The 19,968-nt window shown below is 63.7% G+C and carries 21 protein-coding genes, 1 tRNA gene and 1 pseudogene; 12 read left to right on the top strand and 11 right to left on the bottom strand.

From position 1 onward, the window contains the following. Window positions 1-42: 42 nt before the first annotated feature. Together B4393_RS18455 and B4393_RS28120 are read left to right on the top strand one after the other, a co-directional pair. Window positions 43-546 carry an SRPBCC family protein gene (locus B4393_RS18455; RefSeq protein ID WP_157901291.1) on the top strand — a complete coding sequence of 168 codons (504 nt, stop codon included), beginning with the start codon at window positions 43-45 and terminating at the stop codon, window positions 544-546. Window positions 547-647: 101 nt separating this feature from the next. Beyond that, window positions 648-843, top strand: a pseudogene (locus B4393_RS28120) (FAD-dependent oxidoreductase); the annotation flags it as partial. A 9-nt stretch (window positions 844-852) separates the two neighbouring features. On the opposite strand, the gene polA reads toward B4393_RS28120, so the two are convergent. Together polA and B4393_RS18465 are read right to left on the bottom strand one after the other, a co-directional pair. Next, a complete protein-coding gene (gene polA, locus B4393_RS18460) occupies window positions 853-3,561 on the bottom strand; it encodes a DNA polymerase I (protein WP_078335308.1) in 2,709 nt (902 codons plus the stop codon). A 33-nt stretch (window positions 3,562-3,594) separates the two neighbouring features. Continuing rightward, window positions 3,595-3,993, bottom strand: coding sequence for a VOC family protein (locus tag B4393_RS18465; protein ID WP_078335309.1), 399 nt, complete (start codon window positions 3,991-3,993; stop codon window positions 3,595-3,597). Window positions 3,994-4,084: 91 nt separating this feature from the next. On the opposite strand from B4393_RS18465, the gene B4393_RS18470 reads away from it, so the two are divergent. The 3 genes from B4393_RS18470 to B4393_RS18480 are packed head-to-tail and all read left to right on the top strand — an operon-like array spanning window position 4,085 to window position 6,426. Continuing rightward, the gene (locus B4393_RS18470) at window positions 4,085-4,525 is read left to right on the top strand and encodes a Zn-ribbon domain-containing OB-fold protein (protein WP_078335310.1); all 441 of its coding nucleotides are present in this window, start codon (window positions 4,085-4,087) and stop codon (window positions 4,523-4,525) included. After that, complete coding sequence (locus B4393_RS18475) at window positions 4,522-5,727, top strand: lipid-transfer protein (RefSeq protein ID WP_078278274.1); 1,206 nt, start codon at window positions 4,522-4,524, stop codon at window positions 5,725-5,727. The genes B4393_RS18470 and B4393_RS18475 overlap by 4 nt, the downstream gene beginning before the upstream one ends. A gap of 39 nt (window positions 5,728-5,766) precedes the next feature. Continuing rightward, window positions 5,767-6,426: a YwaF family protein gene (locus B4393_RS18480; protein WP_078335311.1), complete on the top strand. Its 660-nt coding sequence runs from the start codon at window positions 5,767-5,769 to the stop codon at window positions 6,424-6,426. Here the strand turns inward: B4393_RS18480 and B4393_RS18485 are convergent. The 6 genes from B4393_RS18485 to B4393_RS18510 all read right to left on the bottom strand — a co-directional run bounded on the left by B4393_RS18485 (window position 6,408) and on the right by B4393_RS18510 (window position 12,262). After that, window positions 6,408-7,133 carry an ABC transporter ATP-binding protein gene (locus B4393_RS18485; RefSeq protein WP_070939719.1) on the bottom strand — a complete coding sequence of 242 codons (726 nt, stop codon included), beginning with the start codon at window positions 7,131-7,133 and terminating at the stop codon, window positions 6,408-6,410. The genes B4393_RS18480 and B4393_RS18485 overlap by 19 nt on opposite strands. Then, window positions 7,134-8,102 carry an ABC transporter ATP-binding protein gene (locus tag B4393_RS18490; protein WP_078335312.1) on the bottom strand — a complete coding sequence of 323 codons (969 nt, stop codon included), beginning with the start codon at window positions 8,100-8,102 and terminating at the stop codon, window positions 7,134-7,136. Then, window positions 8,099-9,271 carry a branched-chain amino acid ABC transporter permease gene (locus B4393_RS18495; protein WP_078335313.1) on the bottom strand — a complete coding sequence of 391 codons (1,173 nt, stop codon included), beginning with the start codon at window positions 9,269-9,271 and terminating at the stop codon, window positions 8,099-8,101. The genes B4393_RS18490 and B4393_RS18495 overlap by 4 nt, the downstream gene beginning before the upstream one ends. Further along, window positions 9,268-10,338: a branched-chain amino acid ABC transporter permease gene (locus B4393_RS18500; protein WP_078335314.1), complete on the bottom strand. Its 1,071-nt coding sequence runs from the start codon at window positions 10,336-10,338 to the stop codon at window positions 9,268-9,270. Before B4393_RS18500 ends, B4393_RS18495 begins: the two co-directional genes overlap by 4 nt. Window positions 10,339-10,368: 30 nt before the next feature. Then, window positions 10,369-11,553 carry a branched-chain amino acid ABC transporter substrate-binding protein gene (locus B4393_RS18505; protein ID WP_109558471.1) on the bottom strand — a complete coding sequence of 395 codons (1,185 nt, stop codon included), beginning with the start codon at window positions 11,551-11,553 and terminating at the stop codon, window positions 10,369-10,371. A 91-nt stretch (window positions 11,554-11,644) separates the two neighbouring features. Beyond that, window positions 11,645-12,262 carry an ANTAR domain-containing response regulator gene (locus B4393_RS18510; RefSeq protein ID WP_109420972.1) on the bottom strand — a complete coding sequence of 206 codons (618 nt, stop codon included), beginning with the start codon at window positions 12,260-12,262 and terminating at the stop codon, window positions 11,645-11,647. A gap of 124 nt (window positions 12,263-12,386) precedes the next feature. Between B4393_RS18510 and B4393_RS18515 the strand changes: the two genes are divergently transcribed. Then, window positions 12,387-12,463: transfer RNA gene (locus tag B4393_RS18515), tRNA-Leu, on the top strand. A gap of 16 nt (window positions 12,464-12,479) precedes the next feature. Here the strand turns inward: B4393_RS18515 and B4393_RS18520 are convergent. Further along, window positions 12,480-12,842, bottom strand: coding sequence for a hypothetical protein (locus B4393_RS18520; protein WP_070939715.1), 363 nt, complete (start codon window positions 12,840-12,842; stop codon window positions 12,480-12,482). 125 nt (window positions 12,843-12,967) lie between these two features. Here B4393_RS18520 and B4393_RS18525 point away from each other — a divergent pair, with 125 nt between their 5' ends. The 5 genes from B4393_RS18525 to B4393_RS18545 all read left to right on the top strand — a co-directional run bounded on the left by B4393_RS18525 (window position 12,968) and on the right by B4393_RS18545 (window position 17,246). Further along, window positions 12,968-13,453, top strand: coding sequence for a nuclear transport factor 2 family protein (locus B4393_RS18525; protein WP_078335315.1), 486 nt, complete (start codon window positions 12,968-12,970; stop codon window positions 13,451-13,453). Window positions 13,454-13,526: 73 nt separating this feature from the next. Beyond that, complete coding sequence (locus B4393_RS18530; RefSeq protein WP_078335316.1) at window positions 13,527-14,789, top strand: class I SAM-dependent methyltransferase; 1,263 nt, start codon at window positions 13,527-13,529, stop codon at window positions 14,787-14,789. Then, complete coding sequence (locus B4393_RS18535; RefSeq protein ID WP_070939712.1) at window positions 14,786-15,574, top strand: glycosyltransferase family protein; 789 nt, start codon at window positions 14,786-14,788, stop codon at window positions 15,572-15,574. The genes B4393_RS18530 and B4393_RS18535 overlap by 4 nt, the downstream gene beginning before the upstream one ends. Next, entirely contained in the window at window positions 15,571-16,224 is a 654-nt protein-coding gene (locus B4393_RS18540) for a PIG-L deacetylase family protein (RefSeq protein ID WP_078335317.1), read from the top strand. Before B4393_RS18535 ends, B4393_RS18540 begins: the two co-directional genes overlap by 4 nt. Continuing rightward, window positions 16,221-17,246, top strand: a complete 1,026-nt coding sequence (locus tag B4393_RS18545; RefSeq protein WP_078335318.1) for an NAD-dependent epimerase/dehydratase family protein — start codon at window positions 16,221-16,223, stop codon at window positions 17,244-17,246. The genes B4393_RS18540 and B4393_RS18545 overlap by 4 nt, the downstream gene beginning before the upstream one ends. A gap of 5 nt (window positions 17,247-17,251) precedes the next feature. On the opposite strand, the gene B4393_RS18550 is transcribed toward B4393_RS18545, so the two are convergent. Beyond that, window positions 17,252-17,809: a dTDP-4-dehydrorhamnose 3,5-epimerase family protein gene (locus B4393_RS18550; protein ID WP_078335319.1), complete on the bottom strand. Its 558-nt coding sequence runs from the start codon at window positions 17,807-17,809 to the stop codon at window positions 17,252-17,254. On the opposite strand from B4393_RS18550, the gene B4393_RS18555 reads away from it, so the two are divergent. Continuing rightward, window positions 17,798-18,928: a transferase gene (locus B4393_RS18555; RefSeq protein WP_078335395.1), complete on the top strand. Its 1,131-nt coding sequence runs from the start codon at window positions 17,798-17,800 to the stop codon at window positions 18,926-18,928. The genes B4393_RS18550 and B4393_RS18555 overlap by 12 nt on opposite strands. Here the strand turns inward: B4393_RS18555 and B4393_RS18560 are convergent. Beyond that, complete coding sequence (locus B4393_RS18560; protein ID WP_157901292.1) at window positions 18,925-19,959, bottom strand: glycoside hydrolase family 6 protein; 1,035 nt, start codon at window positions 19,957-19,959, stop codon at window positions 18,925-18,927. The genes B4393_RS18555 and B4393_RS18560 overlap by 4 nt on opposite strands. Window positions 19,960-19,968: the final 9 nt, after the last annotated feature.

Here is a 19,968-nt window from a genome sequence, read left to right on the forward strand (position 1 = left end):
TATTGATTGCATAATGATATGCAGACACCTACGATAAACGGCATGACACGGACTGAGGATCGCGCGGTAGTCGTCGAGCGGGTCATCGACAGCGCCGCACAAGAAATATTCGATGTGCTGGCCAATCCGGCGAACCATGCCGCCATAGACGGCACGGGGGCGGTACACGATCCGGTGCTCGATGCGCCCACGCGGCTCCATCTCGGCGCCACGTTCACCATGCGCATGCGTACCCGGCTGCCAAACCTGGCCCTCTCCTCGGTGGTTCAGGTGACTGTTGCGCTGACCCATCGCGGTCGGCTCACGAATGTGGTGCGAGAGTTCGATGAACCGCGCAGGATCGCCTGGCGGAACTTCGGTCGGCATACGTGGCGGTACGAGTTGGAGCCGCTGACGCCCACGCGCACCTTGGTGCGGGAAACTTTCGATTATTCAACGAATATCGCGCCATGGCTGCTCGAGTTGGCACGATTTCCTTCGGTGAATCGCCGAGCTATGCGGGACACGCTGGACAGGCTCGCCGTCGTTGTGGGCACGAGCGCATGACGCGTTCGACAGTGGCCCGTTGCACTAAATCACTTGTGCTGCAATAGTTTTACGCGTCACAAACATGCTGGTAGAACCGGCATGTCACGGACGAAGACCCAGCCAAGGTCCGGCGCCGACGTGAACTACCGACCAAAGCGTTTCAGGTGTTGGTCCAGAACAACGTGATCCTCACCGGCGGCCTGTCCCCTATCACGCTGCCTTTCTTCGTTGGGCGCGGTCCGCTCAAGGTTCATCCCCCGATTGCCGTCGGCAGGGGTCTTCGACCGGAACGTGCCTACTCCCAACGTGCACTAGCGCCGAGGATCAGTGGGCCGCGGCATCCCAGCTGCGCCCATAGCCCACGGACACCTCAAGCGGCACATCCAGCGGATACGCCGAGCCCATGGTTTCGCGCACCAGCGCTTCCAGGCTGTCCCGCTCGCCCTCGGCCACCTCGAAGAGAAGTTCGTCGTGCACCTGTAGGAGCATTCGCGACTGTAAGCCCTTGTCGCGCAAGGCATTATCAGTCGTAATCATCGCAACCTTGATAATGTCGGCCGCACTCCCCTGGATCGGCGCGTTGAGTGCCGCCCGTTCGGCGGCCTCCCGCCGCAGCCGGTCGCCGCTATCCAAATCGGGCAGGTATCGGCGACGGCCGAGCACTGTCGAGGTGTATCCGTCCTTGCGTGCTTGATCGACCACGGCGTGCAGATAGTCACGCACACCGCCGAACCGCGAGAAGTACTGGTCCATCTGCTCTTTGGCCTCGTCGTTGGAGATCTTGAGCTGGGTCGCCAGTCCGTAGGCCGACAGACCATAGGCCAAGCCGTAGGACATCGCCTTGACCCGGCGACGCAACTCTGCGGTGACCTCGTCGATGGGTACACCGAAGGCGCGTGCTGCCACGAACGAGTGCAGGTCCTCGCCGGTATTGAATGCCTCGATCAGCCCCTCGTCGGCCGACAGGTGCGCCATGATGCGCATCTCGATCTGGCTGTAGTCGACGGTCATCAGCTCGGAGTAACCCTTACCCACCACGAAGCCATCGCGGATTTCGCGACCTGCCTCGGTACGCACCGGGATGTTCTGCAGGTTCGGCTCGGTGGATGACAGGCGGCCCGTCGCCGCGATCGTCTGGTTGAAGGTGGTGTGAATACGACCATCGGCGGCAACGGATTTCAGCAGACCGTCGACGGTCACCTTCAGCCTGGTGACGTCACGGTGTGTGAGCAGATGTTCCAGGAAGGGATGGCCGGTCTTGTCGAACAACGTCTGCAGGGCGTCCGCATCGGTCGTGTAACCGGTCTTAGTCTTCTTCGTCTTGGGCATGCCCAGCTCGTCGAACAGCACGACCTGCAGCTGCTTGGGTGAACCCAGGTTGATCTGCTTACCGATCACCGCGTACGCGGCGTCGGCGGCCTCCCGGATGCCGGTGGCGAATTGATTCTGCAGTGAGGTCAGGTGGTCGGTGTCGACGGCGATACCGACCGATTCCAGGCCCGCGAGCACCCGCTGGACCGGTAGTTCCATATCGGCGAGCAGCGTCGCCGACTCGATGCGTTCGAGCTCGACATCGAGCGCATCGGCGAGGTCGATGACCGCCCGAGCACGCAGCATCTGAGCCTGTGCGGCCTTCGCGTCACCCGCGCCGTCCTCGTCAAGCAACGAAAGCTGTTGTTCCCCATCATCTTCAGCGCGAAGCTCACGGCGTAGATACCGCAACGACAGGTCGTCGAGCGCGAAGCTGCGCTGTCCGGGGCGCACCAGATACGCGGCGAGAGCGGTGTCCGAGGTGACGCCGTTGAGCCGCCAGCCGCGCCCGGTCAGCGCGTGCATGGCCTGCTTGGCCTCATGCAAGGCCTTGGGACGAGCCTCGTCGGCGAGCCATTCGGCAAGTGCGGCCTCATCCTCCGGTGTGACCGTGGTGGTGTCGATGTACGCACCGTCCCCATCAGCGGAGGCGACGGCCACGGCAGTGGCATCACCGTCGTAGGGCGTGTACGTCCCGACCACCGCCAGGCCGCTGCGGCGGCCATCTCCGGTGTGCCGGGACAGCCATTCGGCGACGGTGCCGGGCTCCAACACCTGTCCGGCGAGTTGGAATCCCTCGTCCACTTCGGGCTCGACGGCCTCAAGAGTCTCGAACAACCGGTCGCGCAGCACCCGGAACTCGAGGTCGTCGAAGAGGCGGTGAATCTGGTCGCGATCCCACGGTGCCAAAGCCAGCTGGCCGGGCACATACGGAAGCGGCACCGTGCGCACCAGATCGGTGAGTTCGCGATTGAGGATCACGGCGCCCAGGTTGGCACGGAGTGAATCACCGACCTTTCCGCGCACGGTGTCGGCCTTATCGACCAGCTCTTGCAACGACCCGTATTCGAGAATCCACTTGGACGCCGTCTTCTCACCCACACCGGGAATGCCCGGCAGGTTGTCGCTCGGGTCGCCGCGCAGCGCCGCGAAATCCGGGTACTGGGTCGGCGTGAGGCCGTACTTCTCGACCACGGCTTCCGGGGTGAACCGGGTGAGATCACTGACGCCCTTGCGCGGATACAACACCGTCACGTCCTCGTTGACGAGTTGTAGTGAGTCGCGGTCACCGGTCACCACGAAGACCTTGAAACCATCAGCCTGCCCCTGGGTTGCCAGGGTGGCGATGATGTCGTCGGCCTCGAATCCCTCCTCCGCCAGCACCTTGATGCCCAGGGCCTGGAGCACTTCCTTGGTGATGTCGATCTGTCCGCGAAACTCGTCGGGCGTGGCCGAGCGCGTGGCCTTGTACTCGGGGTATCGCTCGGAACGGAACGTCTTGCGGGATACATCGAAGGCGGCCGCCACATGCGTGGGCGCCTCGTCGCGCAGCAGATTGATCAACATCGAGGTGAACCCGTACACCGCGTTGGTGGTCAGACCGGACTGTGTCTTGAAGTTCTCGGCCGGGAGCGCGTAAAACGCGCGGAAGGCCAGCGAGTTACCGTCGAGCAGCAGGAGGGTCGGCTGTTTGGTTCCGGTCTTCGTCGCAGGCGCAGTCACACTCCATACCCTAGGCAACCGGTGCGACAGCGTTTACGACCCCGACACTTCCCCTGATCCGTACGGCCGGGTGATGATCTCCAGGTAGTGGCCCGAGGGATCCTGGAAGTACACCCCGCGGCCGCCGTCGTTGTGATTGATCTCGCCCGGATGTTGGGCGCGCGGATCGGCCCAATGTTCCAGACCCCGTTCGGTGATGCGGCCGTAGATCGCCTCGAAAGCGTCTTCGTCGACCAAGAAGGCATAGTGCTGCGGGGTGATATCGCCGGCTGCAATGGTCGCAAAATCGAGATTGCCGCCGTGCTCCAGCTCCACGTTCAGGAAATGTCCGAACTCCTGCGCGGCAGGTAAGCCGAAGATCTCGGTGAAGAACCGCGCGGACTCATCGCGGTCCCGAGAATGAACGATCGTATGGTTGAACGCGATACCCATAAGTCCAGGGTATGCCTACCATCTGACATTCCATGTCCCACTGAACTGACACACGTTTCAATTCGTTCATCGGCATGGGTAATCTGACCGGGTGCCTACAGACCAAGCCCCCGCCGTCGACGGCTGGTTCGATACCGATGAATCCGGCCAGCCACATTTGATCGGCGGCAAGTGCACACAGTGCGCCACCATCGTGTTCCCGCCGCGTGCCAACAACTGCCCCAACCCGGCCTGTGACAGCGACGTCCTGGATCAGGTGCCACTCTCCTCGCGTGGCGCGGTCTGGAGCTACACCGAGAACCAGTACGCGCCGCCCCCGCCCTACCCGGCGTCCGACCCATACCAGCCCTACGCCATCGCGGCGGTCGAGCTGGCCGCCGAGGGCATCATCGTGCTCGGCAAGGTGGTGACCGGTACCGGCGCTGCCGATCTGAAGGTGGGTCAGGCGATGGAACTCGCGCTGGAGCCGCTCTACACCGACGACGAGGGCGTCGAGCGCCTGGTCTACGCATGGAAGAAGGTCTCCGCATGAGCCGCACTCCGGATCCGGTCTATATCCTTGGCGCGGGGATGCATCCCTGGGGCAAGTGGGGACGGGACTTCACCGAGTATGGTGTCGCCGCCGCTCGGACCGCGCTGCAGGATGCCGAATTGGATTGGCGCCAAATTCAATTCGTTGCCGGAGCGGACACCATTCGCAACGGCTACCCGGGCTTCATCGCCGGCTCCACCTTCGCCCAGAAGCTGGGCTGGAACGGTGTGCCGATCAGTTCCACCTACGCGGCCTGCGCCAGCGGCTCCCAGGCGCTGCAGAGTGCCCGCGCACAGATCCTCGCCGGGTTCTGTGATGTGGCGCTCGTCATCGGCGCCGACACCACCCCGAAGGGCTTCTTCGCCCCTGTCGGCGGCGAGCGCAAGGCTGACCCCGACTGGCAGCGTTTTCACCTCATCGGGGCCACCAACCCGGTGTACTTCGCGATGCTCGCGCGGCGCCGGATGGACCTCTACGGCGCGACCGCCGAGGACTTCGCCCAGGTGAAGGTCAAGAACTCGCGGCACGGCCTGAACAACCCGAATGCCCGGTTCCGCAAGGAGTCCTCCGTCGAGGACGTACTGGCGAGCCCGGTCGTGTCCGACCCGCTGCGGCTGCTGGACATCTGCGCGACCAGCGACGGTGCCGCGGCCCTCATCGTGGCGAGCGCCGATTTCGCGAAGAAGCATCTCGGCTCGGTCGAGGGCGTCCCGTCGGTGCGTGCGGTCGCGACCATCACTCCGAAGTACCCACAGCATCTTCCGGAATTGCCGGACATCGCCACCGATTCCACCGCGGTGGTGCCGGCGCCGGAACGGGTGTTCAAGGATCAGATCGTCGACGCCGCGTACGCCGAAGCCGGTATCGGACCCGAGGACATAAGCCTTGCCGAGGTATATGACCTTTCGACGGCCCTCGAGCTCGATTGGTATGAGCACCTGGGCCTGTGCCCCAAGGGTGAGGGTGAGCAGCTGCTGCGCAGTGGCGCCACAACGGTGGGCGGCCGGGTTCCGGTGAACGCCTCCGGCGGCCTGGCGTGTTTCGGTGAAGCCATTCCGGCCCAGGCCATCGCGCAAGTATGCGAGTTGACCTGGCAGCTGCGTGGGCAGGCCGGGGAACGGCAGGTCGAGGGTGCACGGGTCGGTATCACCGCCAACCAGGGTCTGTTCGGCAACGGTTCCTCGGTCATCGTCGCGCGCTAGCCGCGCCCGGCGGTCATCTGCTGGCGATAGCCTCAACCGATGGCACCGGCGGCGCTACGGGAGTTCCACCAGCACGGCCCATCCCATATCGCAGCGATCACACTTTTCGTATGCGGCGCCGTGATCCTGGTGTGGTTGGGGCGCAGACAAACTGAATTCCAGGCCCGCCTACTCGGACGGGTCCTCGGGGCCGCCACCGCCGCGATCTACGTCGCGATACTGGTTGCCGGACTCAATCCGCCGCGCCTCGATGTGTCCGTGCCGTTGCGTCTGACCGACCTGGCGACGATGGTCTGCGCGTATGCCCTGTGGTCCCAGCGACATTGGGCGTATGCGTTGACGTACTACTGGGGACTGGTGCTGAGCAGCCAAGCGCTGATCTCCCCGGTCCTGACGGGGCCGGACTTCCCCAGCGTCGGGTTTCTCGCCTTTTGGTCGATTCACCTACTGGTCGTCTGGGCCGCCATCTACCTCACCTGGGGGCTGGGCATGCGGCCGACCTGGCGCAGCTATCGGATCGTGACCGTCGTCAGCATCGCTTGGGCGATCGTCACGATGGTGTTCAACGCCGTAGCCGGATCCAACTATGGATTCCTGAACCGGAAACCTTCCACGGCAAGCCTTTTGGACGTCATGGGCCCGTGGCCGTGGGAACGATCCGCGGGCCGAACCGCAGAACCTCAGACCACGCCGAGATAGGCCGAGCGAATGCTGTCATCCTGCAACAGTTCTCGTCCAGGGCCGGATCTGACGACCGAGCCGGTCTCCAGAATGTAGGCGTGATCCGAACGGCTCAGTGCCTGCTGCGCGTTCTGCTCGACCAGCACCACGGTGGTTCCGGAGGCGTTGATCTCCTCGATAATGTTGAAGATCTTCGTGATCAACAACGGTGCCAGGCCCATCGACGGTTCGTCGAGCAGCAGGATCTTGGGCCTGGCCATCAGGGCGCGTCCGATGGACAGCATCTGTTGCTCACCGCCGGAGAGGGTGCCGCCGGGTTGATGGCGGCGTTCGGCCAGTCGCGGGAACAGTGCGTTGATCCAGTCGAGACGCTCCCGACGTTCCGAGCGGGATTTGAATCTTCGCCCGTAACAGCCCATTTCGAGGTTCTCGGCGACCGTCATGCCTGGGAAGATGCCCCGCCCCTCCGGCGCCTGGACGATTCCTGCCTTGACGCGTTTGTGCGCCTTCATCTTCGAGATGTCCTGGCCTTCGAAGAAGATGGTGCCGGCGCTGAGCGGGACCAGGCCGGAGATGGCGCGCATGGCGGTCGACTTACCGGCACCGTTGGAACCCAGCAGCGTGACCAGTTCGCCCTCGCGCACGTCGAACGAGAGCGTGTTCACCGCCTGGATGGGTCCGTAGTGGACCCCGACGTTGTTGAGTTTCAGCTGTACGGGAGGCATTCACCTCTCGCCTTCGGCATCGGGTTCAGCGGGACCGGTACTTGTCGACTCGAGCCATCCGGGTCCGTGAAGGTCCTCATCGGCCACTCCTAGGTATGCCTCGATGACGGCTGGGTCATTTCTGACCTCGGCGGGCAACCCGTCGGCGATCTTCCTGCCGAATTCGAGGACCACGATGCGGTCGGTCACGCCCATGACCAGCGTCATGTCGTGCTCGATGAGCAGCACGGTGTATCCGTAGTCCCGGATGCGCTGGATGAGCTCGATCAGCGATTCCTTCTCGCTGGGGGTGAAGCCGGCCGCCGGCTCGTCCAGGCACAGCAGTTTGGGTTCGGTGGCCAGCGCGCGCGCGATCTCGAGTCTGCGCTGGCTGCCGTAGGGAAGGTTCTTGGCCTTAACGTCCGCGACGTCGGCGATGCCGACGAAATCGAGCAACCCCATCCCCACATCGACGGCATAGTGTTCCTCGCGGCGGTGCCGCGGTGTGCGCAGCAGGGCGCCCAGGACCGAGGTCTTGTGCCGGGCATCGGTTCCCACGGCGACGTTCTCCAGTGCCGTCATCTCGCCGAACAGCCGAATGTTTTGGAATGTCCGGGCGATACCGCGGCGGGTGATCTGATGGCGGCGCAGTCGGCGTAACGGCTTGCCGTTGAAAACGATGCTGCCGGACGTCGGTTTGTATATCCCGGTGATGGCATTGAAGCAGGTGGTCTTGCCCGCGCCGTTGGGCCCGACCAGACCCAGGATCTCGCCGCGGCGGATGTCGAAACTCACCCCATCGAGTGCTTGCAGACCCCCGAATTTCAGTGTCAGTTCCTTGACCTCGAGCAGGACTTCGCCCTCGTCCCGATCAGCTTCGGACTCGGTGTCCTCGGCGTCGGTCCCCTCCTCGACGTCGATCGCGGTCTCGGACTCGCGCGGCTCGGCGGCGCCGTCCTCGTCGTGAACGGTGTTGTCGTGTTCGGTCATGCCGCGGCCTCGGCTTCGTCGGGCTTCTTGGCACCCAAGCGCTCAGATGTCGTGCGCCAGTACGCCATCAACTTCTGATGCGCGGGGAACAGGCCCTGTGGGCGGAAGATCATCAGAACAACCAGTGCGAGACCGAAGAACAGATACTTCAGGTTGCCCAGATCGACTCCCTGCACGTGCACGCCCAGCAGACGGTTTGGCAGGTAGACGATGATGAACGCACCAACGACCACGCCAAGTTTGTTGCCTTGCCCGCCCAGGACAACGGCGCACAGGAACAGCATCGAGTTGATGATGTTGAAGGTCGGCGACGCCACGTATTGGACCTGACCCGCGTACAGGGCACCGGAAAGTCCACCGATGCTTGCCCCAATCACGAAGGCCCACAACTTGAACCGGAATGTGGGAACACCCATCATCTCCGCGGCGTCCTCGTCCTCGCGGATGGCCACCCACGAGCGACCCACCCGGCTGCGCTCGAGATTGCCCATCAACACCAGCACCACCGCGATCAGACAGAGCCCCAACCAGTACCACCACACGCCATAGTTCAGATGGCCGCCTGAATTGGCACTGGAGAAGACACCGCCGCCGTGGACGTGCTGCTCCCCCACGTGCGGGTAGGCGACTTTGTGCAGACCGCGGGGACCATTCGTGACGTCCAGGTTGTCGGCGAGCAGACGAATGATCTCGCCGAATCCCAGTGTGACGATGGCGAGATAGTCACCCCGAAGCCGAAGCGTGGGGGTGCCGAGGATCAGGCCGAAGCAGGCTGTGATGGCCACCGCGATGGGCAGGCAGGACAGCCATGCCCAGTCCGAACTGAAAAATGCCGAAGTGCCCATCCGATTCCACGGACTATCGGGACTGGTGAGCAGGGCGACCGTGTATGCGCCGATGGCATAGAACCCGACATATCCCAGGTCGAGCAATCCGGCTTGTCCGACAACGACATTGAGGCCTATAGCGATCAATGCCACCATGGCGAACTGGGCCATGACCCCGCCGAAGCTGGTGTTGGGCGTGTCCAGGTACGGGATCTTCCACACCGGTAGCAGCGCCAGGAGTGCGAATCCGACGATTCCGTACACCCACTGCATGGGACGGGCCAGCTCGGCCCACCACCGGCGTATCGAGTCGCCCGGTGCCAGGGCACGTGGGGCACTCATGCCTTCGCCCGCCCTAGGCTCTCACCGAGAATGCCGGTGGGGCGGAACATGAGTACCAGCACCAGCAGAACGAACGCCACGACGTCGCGCCATTGGGTGCCAAAGACCGCCTGGCCGTAGTTCTCCATCACGCCCAGAATCAAGCCGCCCAGCAGCGCACCGCGCAGGTTGCCGATCCCGCCGAGTACCGCGGCCGAGAATGCCTTGATACCCAACAGGAATCCGCCGGAGTAGATGATGTCTTGCGGCACCTTCAGGGTGTACAACAGCGCCGCCGCGCCGGCCAGCTGGCCACCGATGATGAAAGTGGTCATGATGATGCGTTCGCGGGATACCCCCATGAGCGTCGCCGTCGTGGGATCCTGTGCCACCGCCCGAATGCCGCGCCCGAACTTGGTGTGGTTGATCGCGACATCGGTCACCAAGGCCAGCACCAACGCCGCCGCGACCACCACGACGGTGACATTGGTGATCGTGGCCTGGAACGGGATGTGGTGACCACTCACGTCGAACGGACCGAATGTCCACACCGGCCTGGGCGTCACCAGCATGATCGGCTGCTGAGCGTTGCTCCCCCCATAACCCTTGGCGATTTTCGGCAGCACCCAGTGCACGAACTCCTGGATGACGAAGGACATGCCGATAGCGGTGATCAGGAAGGTCAGTGGGCGCGCACCGCGGCGGCGCAGCGGGCGATAGGCGACCGTCTCCAGGCCTATTGCCGTGGTAGCGGACACGACCATGGCGATGAGCATGGCGACGCCGAGATACAGCACGGTCAGCGATACACCGTTGTTGTAGGCATTGCCGCTGGGCGAGAAGCCGAGCACGACATCGAGGGCGAAGTACGCGCCGAACATGCCGAGCATGAAGACCTCGGAGTGCGCGAAGTTGATGAGCCGCAACACCCCGAAGACCAACGTGTACCCGACAGCGACCAACGCGTAGATGGCGCCCCACGCCAAACCGTCAATCGTCAGCTGTCCGATGCTGCTCCACAATCCGTGCAGATCGAACGAAATTGTGCTGGTCTGCACACCCGTCTGTGCCATCCACCCCGAAATCATTTGCGGCTGAGCCTAGTCCCCTCGTTTGTCCTACGTGACCTTATACACCCAGATAAGTGTGGAAGTTAGCTCCCCATTTTCGTTCCACTTGTATTCGCGTGCCACGCCCTGCCCCTGGTAGTTCCTGACCCAGTCAAGCAATCCCGCACGGGTGGTCTTTCCCGCGTCGATTCCCTTGATCAGGATCGTCGCTAGGTCATACCCCTCGGTGCTGTATGTCCCCGGCTCCTGATCGAACTTGGCGGTGTAGTCCTTGGCGAACGTATTCGACGCCGGCCCGCACGGGCAGGAGAGCAAGGCATCCTTGGCCGAGTCGCCGGCTTGTTTGACGAACTCCACGTCCTTGGTGCCGTCCGCGGACACGAAGGTCGCGGCCACTCCGCCATTGCGCAGCTGCTGCACCAGGGGGGCCGCTTCGGCGTAGTACCCACCGAAGAACACCGCGTCCGGGGAGGCGTTCTTGAGCTGGGTGACGGCCGCGGAGAAGTCCTTGTTCCCCTTCTTCACCGAGGCGTTGCAGTCATTTCCGAGTGTTCCGCGCACCGCGTTGGCCAGTCCGGAGCCGTAGTCGGTGCTGTCGTCCACGACGCAGATTTTCTTGTACCCGAGCGTCTTCTTGAGGTAGTTGGCAACCGCGGGCCCCTGTACCCCGTCGTTGGCCAGACCGCGGAAAAAAGTCTTCCAGCCCTGCTGTGTCAGCGTCACGTTCGTGGCCGAGGCGGTAGTGGAAACCAGACCTGCCTCGCTGAAGATCTGACCCGTCGACTTGGTCTCACCAGAGAAAGCCGGCCCGATGAGCCCGAGGACTGACTGGTCTCCGATGATTTGCGGGGCGATATTGCTTGCGTTCTGCGGCAGGCCCTCGGTGTCGAATTCGCGGAGTTTGACCTGGCATCCGGGATTAGCGGCGTTGTGTTTGTCGATAGCCAATTGCGCCCCGTTGCGGATGTTGGTCCCGAGTGCCGCGTCGGGGCCGTTGAGCGCACCGGCCATGGCCAGGGAAACATTGGTGCACAGGGCTTTTCCGTCTCCTGCGGGATCAGCAGCTGACTGCGTGTTGGACGCGGGCACCTCGGTCCCGTCCTGAGCGATCTGCACCAGCGGCACGATCTTCAGGTTGCTCTGATTGGAGTCGGCCGACTGCGCACCGGCGTGACAGCCCGCCAGGACGAGGGCCACCGCGCCCAGCATGAACACACGCGCGCGAGCACGCACGATTACCTCCGAATCGCTGGGGCGGACTGGTCCAAACGCTGATGAGAAAACATAGCCAACCGGGAGGCCACGCGCAGTGCTTACCCGAGTTTCAGCTCGGCGCGTCGGTGTCGAGTGTTTCCAGCACCACTTCGGCAACGCGCTTCATGGTGGTGCGGCGGTCCATCGCGGCGCGTTGGATCCACTTGAACGCTTCGGGTTCGGTGAGGCCCTGAGTGGACTGCAGGACGCCCTTGGCGCGCTCGACGAGCTTGCGGGTCTCCAGTCTGTCGGCCAGGGTCTGAACTTCCTTCTCCAGCGCGGTGAGCTCGCCGAAACGGCTCACTGCCACCTCGATAGCCGGCACAAGGTCGGTCTTGGAGAACGGTTTGACCAGATATGCCATCGCACCGGCGTCCCGAGCCTTCTCGACCAGGTCGCGCTGACTGAACGCGGTGAGGATCACGATCGGAGCGATGCGCTTGGTGGCGATCTCCGCGGCAGCATCGATCCCGTCGCGGCGCGGCATTTTCACGTCCATGATCACCAGATCGGGTTTGAGCTCCACGGCGAGGTCGACGGCTTCCTGCCCGTCGCCTGCCTGCCCCACCACGTCATAGCCCTCCTCGTGGAGCATCTCGACAAGGTCGAGGCGGATGAGGGCTTCGTCTTCGGCGACGAGCACGCGGCGCGCGGGTGCCGCCGGTTCGGTGTTCTGAGGGCCGGTCATGGCGACCATTGTGACGCATGTGGTCGTGCGCACGGCCATACCGTGGTGAAAGTGACGTTCCCCATCCTTTAAGGTGGGAGATCGCGCGACCGGCCGACGGCCACGAAAACGCGAGAAACGCCAGGCCCTCGTATCCCAACTGGCAGAGGAAACGGATTCAAAACCCGTGCAGTGTGAGTTCGAATCTCACCGAGGGCACCACAGCTCGCCGGCGGCCCTAACCGACGTCGGTGCAGTTCACCCCGGGGTTATCGCAGTCGGGACCGGTTTGATCGGGTGCACTTACCCAGCCACCGGCATCATCGCGCCCTGGTCCCAAGTTGGAAGCGGGTGGGTTCTCGTCCGAACCGCAGACCACCCAGGCGTTCTCACATTGGGCGCCGGCGCCGTTTGGTAAGTAGCCCCAGCCCGTGTCCCCGGAGTCGTTGGGCTGGTCGACCAACGACCCATGCGACGGCGCATTCGGTGAACCGGGTACCGGCGGCGGTGGGGTCGGCTCGGCGTACGCCGTGGCGGCACCGAATCCGAGGAAAGCAACAGCTGCCGCGGGCGCCACGACAAGACGGGTGAATGCGTTCATGGGGCACCTCTTCAGGGGTGGTCGATGCATGTACGACAAATGTATTCCCAAGCAGGGGTGTGTGGATGATCTTGATGCGAGCAGACCAGGCCCCGGGCGGGACTGGGCGTGCTAAGACTGGCTGCATGGAACGCCCGACCCCTGAAACTCTCGTCGACATCCACGAGATCACCGAGCTCAAGTACCGCTATGCCCGCACCCTCGACAACAAGCTGTGGGATGCGTTCGCCGACACGCTCACCGAGGATGTTGAGGCGACATACGGCACCGCGGTACACGGAGCTCCCCTCGAGTTCACGTCGCGCGCAGGTGTTGTCGAATACATGCGGTCCTCACTGACGACCGATATCACCAGCGTTCACACCATGACGCATCCGGAGATCCACGTGAGCGGCGATACCGCGACAGGCAGCTGGGCCATGAGCGATGTCGTCATCGTCCCGGCGCACAGCGTGCTGATCACCGGCACCTCGTACTACACGGACCGGTACCGCCGTGACGCCGATGGGACATGGCGGATCAGCCACATCTCCTATTACCGCCTCTACGAGGCGGTGCAGAACACCAAGGACATCGGTTTCAACCTGATCGCGAACCGCTGGTCGCAGTAGGACCCATAACCGGGTACCCTATCGCCGGGTCTGGAGACATCCGTACTCCACATAGCTGGCGAAGGAGAAACCGGTGCGCTGCCGTCTGTGCGACTCGACGGAGCTGCTCAGCGTCGTCGATCTGGGCGCCACCCCGCCCTGCCAGAAGTTCCTGCATGCCGACGAGCTCGACCTCCCGGAACCCACCTACCCCTTGCACCTGAGGCTCTGCCGGGATTGCATGTTGCTGCAAATTCCCGCGCTGATTAGCCCCGAGGAGAACTTCACCGAATACGCCTATTTCTCGTCGTATTCGGACAGCTGGGTTGACCACGCACGCTCATATGTCACCGGCTCGATCGCCCGACTGGCGCTCTCCCCCGAACGTCGCGATGATTTCATCATCGAGGTTGCCAGCAACGACGGCTACCTCCTTCAGCATGCCGTCGCCGAGGGGATTCGCTGCCTCGGTATCGAGCCCTCGGTCAACGTCGGACAGGCCGCACGCGACAAGGGTGTGCCGACCCTGACGGCCTTCCTCGACGAGGACACCGCCGCCCGGGTCCGCGCCGAGCACGGTCCCGCACGCTTGGTCGCCGCGAACAATGTTTACGCACACATCCCCGACCTGCGTGGGTTCACCCGTGCCCTGCGTGGACTCGTTGCCGACGACGGCTGGGTGAGCATCGAGGTGCATCACGCGCTCAACCTCATCGAGCTCGGCCAGTTCGACACCATCTACCACGAACATTTCCAGTACTACACCGTGCTCGCGGCCCAAAGAGCCCTCGCGGTAGGCAATCTGGAAGTTGTCGATGTCGAACTGCTTGATACGCACGGCGGTTCGATCAGGGTCTGGGCCCGCCCGCGCGAATGCAATCCCCAGATCGCGCCATCAGTGGCCGAGGTCTTGGAGCTGGAACGGCGTGCGGGTCTGCACGAATTGTCCGGATACGAGCGATTCCGCGCCACGACAGAACGAATTCGTTTGGAACTCTTGCAGTTCCTCCTTACCTGCAAGGCCGAGGGCAAGTCCGTCGTCGGCTACGGGGCGCCCGGTAAGGGCAACACGCTGCTGAACTATTGCGGCATTCGCACCGACCTCCTTGAGTACACCGTCGATCGCAACCCCTACAAGCAGGGCATGTTCAGCCCCGGCACCCGCATCCCGGTGCACTCCCCCGACCGCATCGACGAGGACAAACCCGATGTGGTGCTGGTGCTGCCATGGAACCTGGAAACCGAGATCACCCGACAGTTGCGGCATATCGGTGAGTGGGGCGGGCGGCTCGTCTACCCCCTGCCCCGGCTGCATGTTGTCGAACCCCACGTCGAGCCCGAAGGAGCATCGGTATGAAGGTCGTGCTTTTCTGCGGCGGTTTCGGAATGCGCATGCGCAACGGGGCCGGCGACGTGATCCCCAAGCCCCTCCAGATGGTCGGGCCACGCCCGCTCATCTGGCATGTCATGAAATACTATGCGCACCATGGGCATAAGGAATTCATTCTGTGTCTGGGCTACGGTGCCGAGGCCATCAAAGATTTCTTCTTGAGCTACAACGAGGCACAGTCCAACGATTTCGTCCTGGCTGAGGGCCAAGTACGACTGTTGAAATCCGATATCGCGGACTGGACCATCACGTTCGCCGACACCGGGGCCGAATCTCCCATCGGAGAACGGTTGCGTCGCGTCCGCCACCATCTCGGCGACGACCCCTATTTCCTGGCCAACTACGCAGACGTTCTCACCAACGCCCCCTTGGATGACCTGGTGGCCAAGTTCCAGGACTCCGGCGCGGCCGCGTCCATGCTGCTGGTTCCGCCTCAATCGTCGTTCCACACCGTCGATGTCAACGACGGCGGGTCCATCACCGACATCACGGCCGTCTCCAAGCTCGACATGTGGGAGAACGGCGGCTATTTCGTGCTTTCTCAAGACGTTTTCGACTACCTGCCTGCCGGCGGTGACCTGGTCGAAGATGCCTGCGGATCGCTGGCCAAAGAGGGCCGGATGTTCGGCTACAAGTTCAATGGATTCTGGAAGCCCGCCGACACATTCAAGGAACGCGCCGAGCTCGACGACGGGTATCGCAAGGGCGTGCGACCGTGGATGGTCTGGGAGCAGGAGCAAGCCACCGCGTGATCGAACTCGGTACCGGGCCAGTTGACGAAATCGCGCTGCTGGCAGCGCATTGCGATGATATCGCGATCGGCATGGGCGGCACGCTGTTGACCATGACAGGTCGTCATCCCGGCCTGCGCGTGCGGGCCCTGGTGCTCTCCGGTGCCAACACCGAGCGGGAATCCGAGGAACGCGCCGCACTGGCTGCCCTGTGTCCCGGAGCCGAGGTCACCATCGATGTGCTCGACTTCCCCGATGGACGAGCTCCCGCCCGTTGGGACGAGATCAAGGACGCCCTAGCCGCCTTTCGCCGCCAGTCGGCGGCCACGCTGGTGTTCACCCCGCAGCGCCATGACGCCCACCAGGACCACCGGCTGCTGGCATTCTTGGCGCCCACCGAGTTCCGCGACCACCTGATCCTCGGCTACGAGATCATCAAGTGGGAAACCGACACCCCGACACCGACGGTGTTTCAGCCACTCAGCGATGAAATCGCCACCAGCAAGGCCGACCTCATCTACACGCACTACCCGTCGCAACGGCCGCATGACTGGTTCGACCACGAGACCTTTCTGGCGTTGGCGCGCGTACGCGGTGTGCAATGCCGCCATCGGTACGCGGAGGGGTTTGTACTGGAGAAGGCCACAATCTCGTTAGGAGCAACGCAGTGAAGGTTCTGATCACCGGCCATCAGGGCTATCTCGGTACCGTGATGGCGCAGATGGTCGCCGGAGCCGGTCACGAGGTTGTCGGTTTGGATTCGGGCCTTTTCGCCGACAGCGTGCTGGGCCCGCCCGTCGTAGATCCCCCGTCCATCGCCGTCGATCTGCGGGACGTGACGGCCGATCAGCTGGCCGGTTTCGACGCCGTGATTCACCTGGCCGCCCTGTCGAACGATCCATTGGGGGCATTGGCTCCCGACCTCACCTACGACATCAACCATCACGCCTCGGTGCGGCTGGCACGGCTGTCCAAGGAAGCCGGTGTGAGCCGGTACCTGTACGCCTCGACCTGCTCGGTGTACGGCTCCGCCGGCGAGGATTTGGTGAACGAGAGTGCTCCGCTCAAACCATTGACCCCGTACGCCGAGAGCAAGGTTCGGGTCGAGGATGACGTCGCCGCCATCGCCGATTCCGACTTCTCGCCGGTATTCCTGCGCAACGCCACCGCATTTGGATACTCGCCCCGGCTTCGCGCCGATATCGTGCTGAACAACCTCGTCGGCAACGCGGTGCTCACTGGGGAGGTCCGGGTACTCTCCGATGGCACACCATGGCGCCCCTTGGTGCATGCGCAAGACATCGCGGGCGCCTTCCTTGAATGCCTCACCGCCCCACAGGACGTCATCCATGGTGCGGCATTCAATGTCGGTACCGAAGAGAACAATCAGACGGTCGCCCAGATCGCGGAGGCCGCCGTCGCTGCGGTGCCGAACTCGACCTTGACCATCACCGGCGAGACCGGTGCGGATCCCCGGTCCTACCGCGTTGACTTCTCGGCGATCCGCGCCGCACTGCCCGGATACCACGCGACATGGTCTATAGCGGCCGGTGCCAAGGAGCTCTACGAGCAGTGCGTTGCCGGAAACCTCACCGAATCGATGTTCCGCCAGTCCTTCACCCGCCTGGCGCATCTGAAGAGCCTTCGTGAATCCGGGGCAGTCGACGACAGTCTGCGGCCGGTCACGCGGTGAACGGGTCACCGACTGGTGAGTGCCACCCAGCTGCCCGCGGCGGCGTCCTTGGCGCTCACGACGGTGACCGGCAGCGGCCAGTCGATGCCGAGATCGGGGTCGTCATGAGCGACCGAGACGTCCTCGGCCGGGTTGTGCGGCCGGTCGATGCGGTAGCAGAGGTCGGCCCACTCTGTCAGCGCTTGATGGCCATGCAGTATGCCGGCCGGGACGAATAGGTGCGCAAAGGTGCAGTCATCGAGAGTGAAGCTCTGCCAGCGCCCGAAGGTCGGTGAGCCCGGCCGCGCGTCCACCAGCACGTCGAAGACGGCGCCGCGGGCACATCTAATCAACTTGCTCTCACCGCTGCCCGACCGTCCATGCAATCCGCGCAATACACCCTGGCGCGAACGTGATTGGGAGTCCTGCAGAAAGCCGGCGGCGCGCACCGCAGCGCCGGCCGCTTGTTGGTACTCGTCGAATACCGCGGCGTCGAATGTCCGGGTGAAGAATCCACGGTCGTCATGGTGCGGTGTGGGTTCCATCAGCAGCACGCCGTCAATCTCGGTGGTATGGATACGCACAACGCCATCCTGCCGTACCGCGGGAGGATTGGGGTGGCAACGGTGATCGCCTGCCGATATTGCCGCGGCCACCGACTGAGCCGGGTTCTGGACGTGGGCAGCGTTCCCGCCGCGGACTTCTTCCCGCTCGCTGCCACTGGGCCCTTCGATGACGCGGTGTACCCGCTGGCCATGATGCTGTGTGCGGACTGCGCGCTGGCGCAGCTTGAGGTCGACGACACCCATACCGAGGAGCCCAAGGCTGTCGAGCCGCAAGCCCTCCGAGACCAGGCAGCCGACGCGGTCCGTGCGGTGGAAGCCGCCGGACTCCTCACCGGAGACACCGTGCACGAATTCACCAGTCCGCACGGCGGTAGCTGGCTCGATCTTGTCATTCCCAAGGGTTTTGAGATCGCATCCGATGAGCCCGCGGATCTGGTGCTGGACAGTTTCGGCATGATGCACGATCCGGATCAAGCGGATGCCATCCGGGAGCGCGCCCGCCGCACCAGTACCGACGGCGTGCTGCTGCTGCAATTCCATTCGATCGCTACCATCTTGGCACTGGGTCAGTGGAACGCGCTGCGGCACGGCCACTTTGCCTACTACTCGCTGACCGTGGTGTGTCGGATGCTTGCCGATGTGGGTATGTCCGCGGTGGCGGTATGGGAGTTCGACCTATACGGCGGCACCCTGTTGGTCGCCGCCCGGCACGGCGAGCATCCGACTGCGCCGTCGGTGCGGCAGGCACTGGCACGTGAGAAGGCAATCGGCGCCGCCGATCCCGCCGGATTCGTGGGGCTGCAGCAGACCGTCGACGAACAGGTGCGGCGCCTTGCCGAGTGGCTGAGTGAAATGCGTTCGGCCGGACACTCGGTGTATGCGTACGGCGCACCGTCCCGCGCCGTGGCGCTCTTCCACCGGGCGGGGCTGACGACGGAATCTGTGGTCGCGGTCGCCGACGCTTCTGCGGCCAAACAGGGCCGGCGCATGCCCGGCACCGATATCCCGATCGTGTCGCCGGCCGACTTGATGGCCGCCCGTCCCGACCAGGTCCTGCTTACCCTGCCCGACCTTTACACCGAAGTGCACCGGCGCTTTCCGGAACTGGACGGTCGGTGGATGACCGGACTGTGCTAACGCAGTAGCGCTGCGGCCAACGTCGGGCTGAACGCTCCCCCGGGTGCATCGGGGGCGGCACCGCAGGGCCCGTTGGAGCTGCCCGGTGCCAATATCCAGAGGTTCATGTCCAGACCGACAGGGGACCCCACTAAGGCCGGCGGCGTACCGAGCGTGCGGCCGGACGGGTTGCACCAGTCGAAGTTCCATTCCGGATTGCCGTTCTGAGATGTGTCGACGACATAGCGAGGATCGCGCACGCCGAACCACTGCTGCAAGGCGGCCCTGATGCGTTGGGCGTAGCGGGATATCTCATAGGGAGGCGCAAAGGAAGAGACGTTGACGGCATAGCCCACATGATCGGAGACGCCGACCAGAGCGAGCAGGGCCGCCATCCTTTCAGGGGTCACCGAACCGGACGAGGTACCGGCGTCGACGTACACCCGCGCGTTCAGATTCCGCGCCGAGAAGGTGTCAACCGCATATCGCAGCGAACGGATACGACCGTCGAAATCGGTGCCCTGCAGGGATTGTCGATCGGCGAACCACAGTGCATCCGGTTCGACGATCAACACCATGCGGGCGTCTCCCACCAACGCCGACACTCTGTCGATCCAGGCCTGGTACACCGTCGGGGTCACGGCGTGGTGTGGGCCGGAGAATCCGTCATCGCGGTCCGGGATGTTGTACAGCACCAATTGCGCGGTACCTGCGGCGCGCCGCGCGCGCCCGACGATGTCGCCAATGTTGCGGTCGTCGTCCTCATCGTTTCCGGTGGCCCACATGGCGATCGGGTAGCGTGCGATCCTCTCCCGAATGGCCGGCGCACGGGGGTCGTCCGGGTGATCACGTACCCACCACGCGACGTCAAGAGAGTTCGGTACTAGCGGGCCGGTCTCGAGCCGGTGCATGACGGTCTCGGCGGCGCGCTGATGCACGAACTTGCTGGAGTCGCGCGTCAGCACCACCGCAGCTATCAGAGCCAGCACGGTCAACAGCACGGCACCGGCCACCGAGGGATGGCGGTGTCGCCCGGTCTGGTCCGAGGTCACAGCGAGGAA

It is taken from the genome of Mycobacteroides franklinii (genome assembly GCF_002013895.1).
In the GTDB taxonomy this organism is placed as follows: domain Bacteria; phylum Actinomycetota; class Actinomycetes; order Mycobacteriales; family Mycobacteriaceae; genus Mycobacterium; species Mycobacterium franklinii.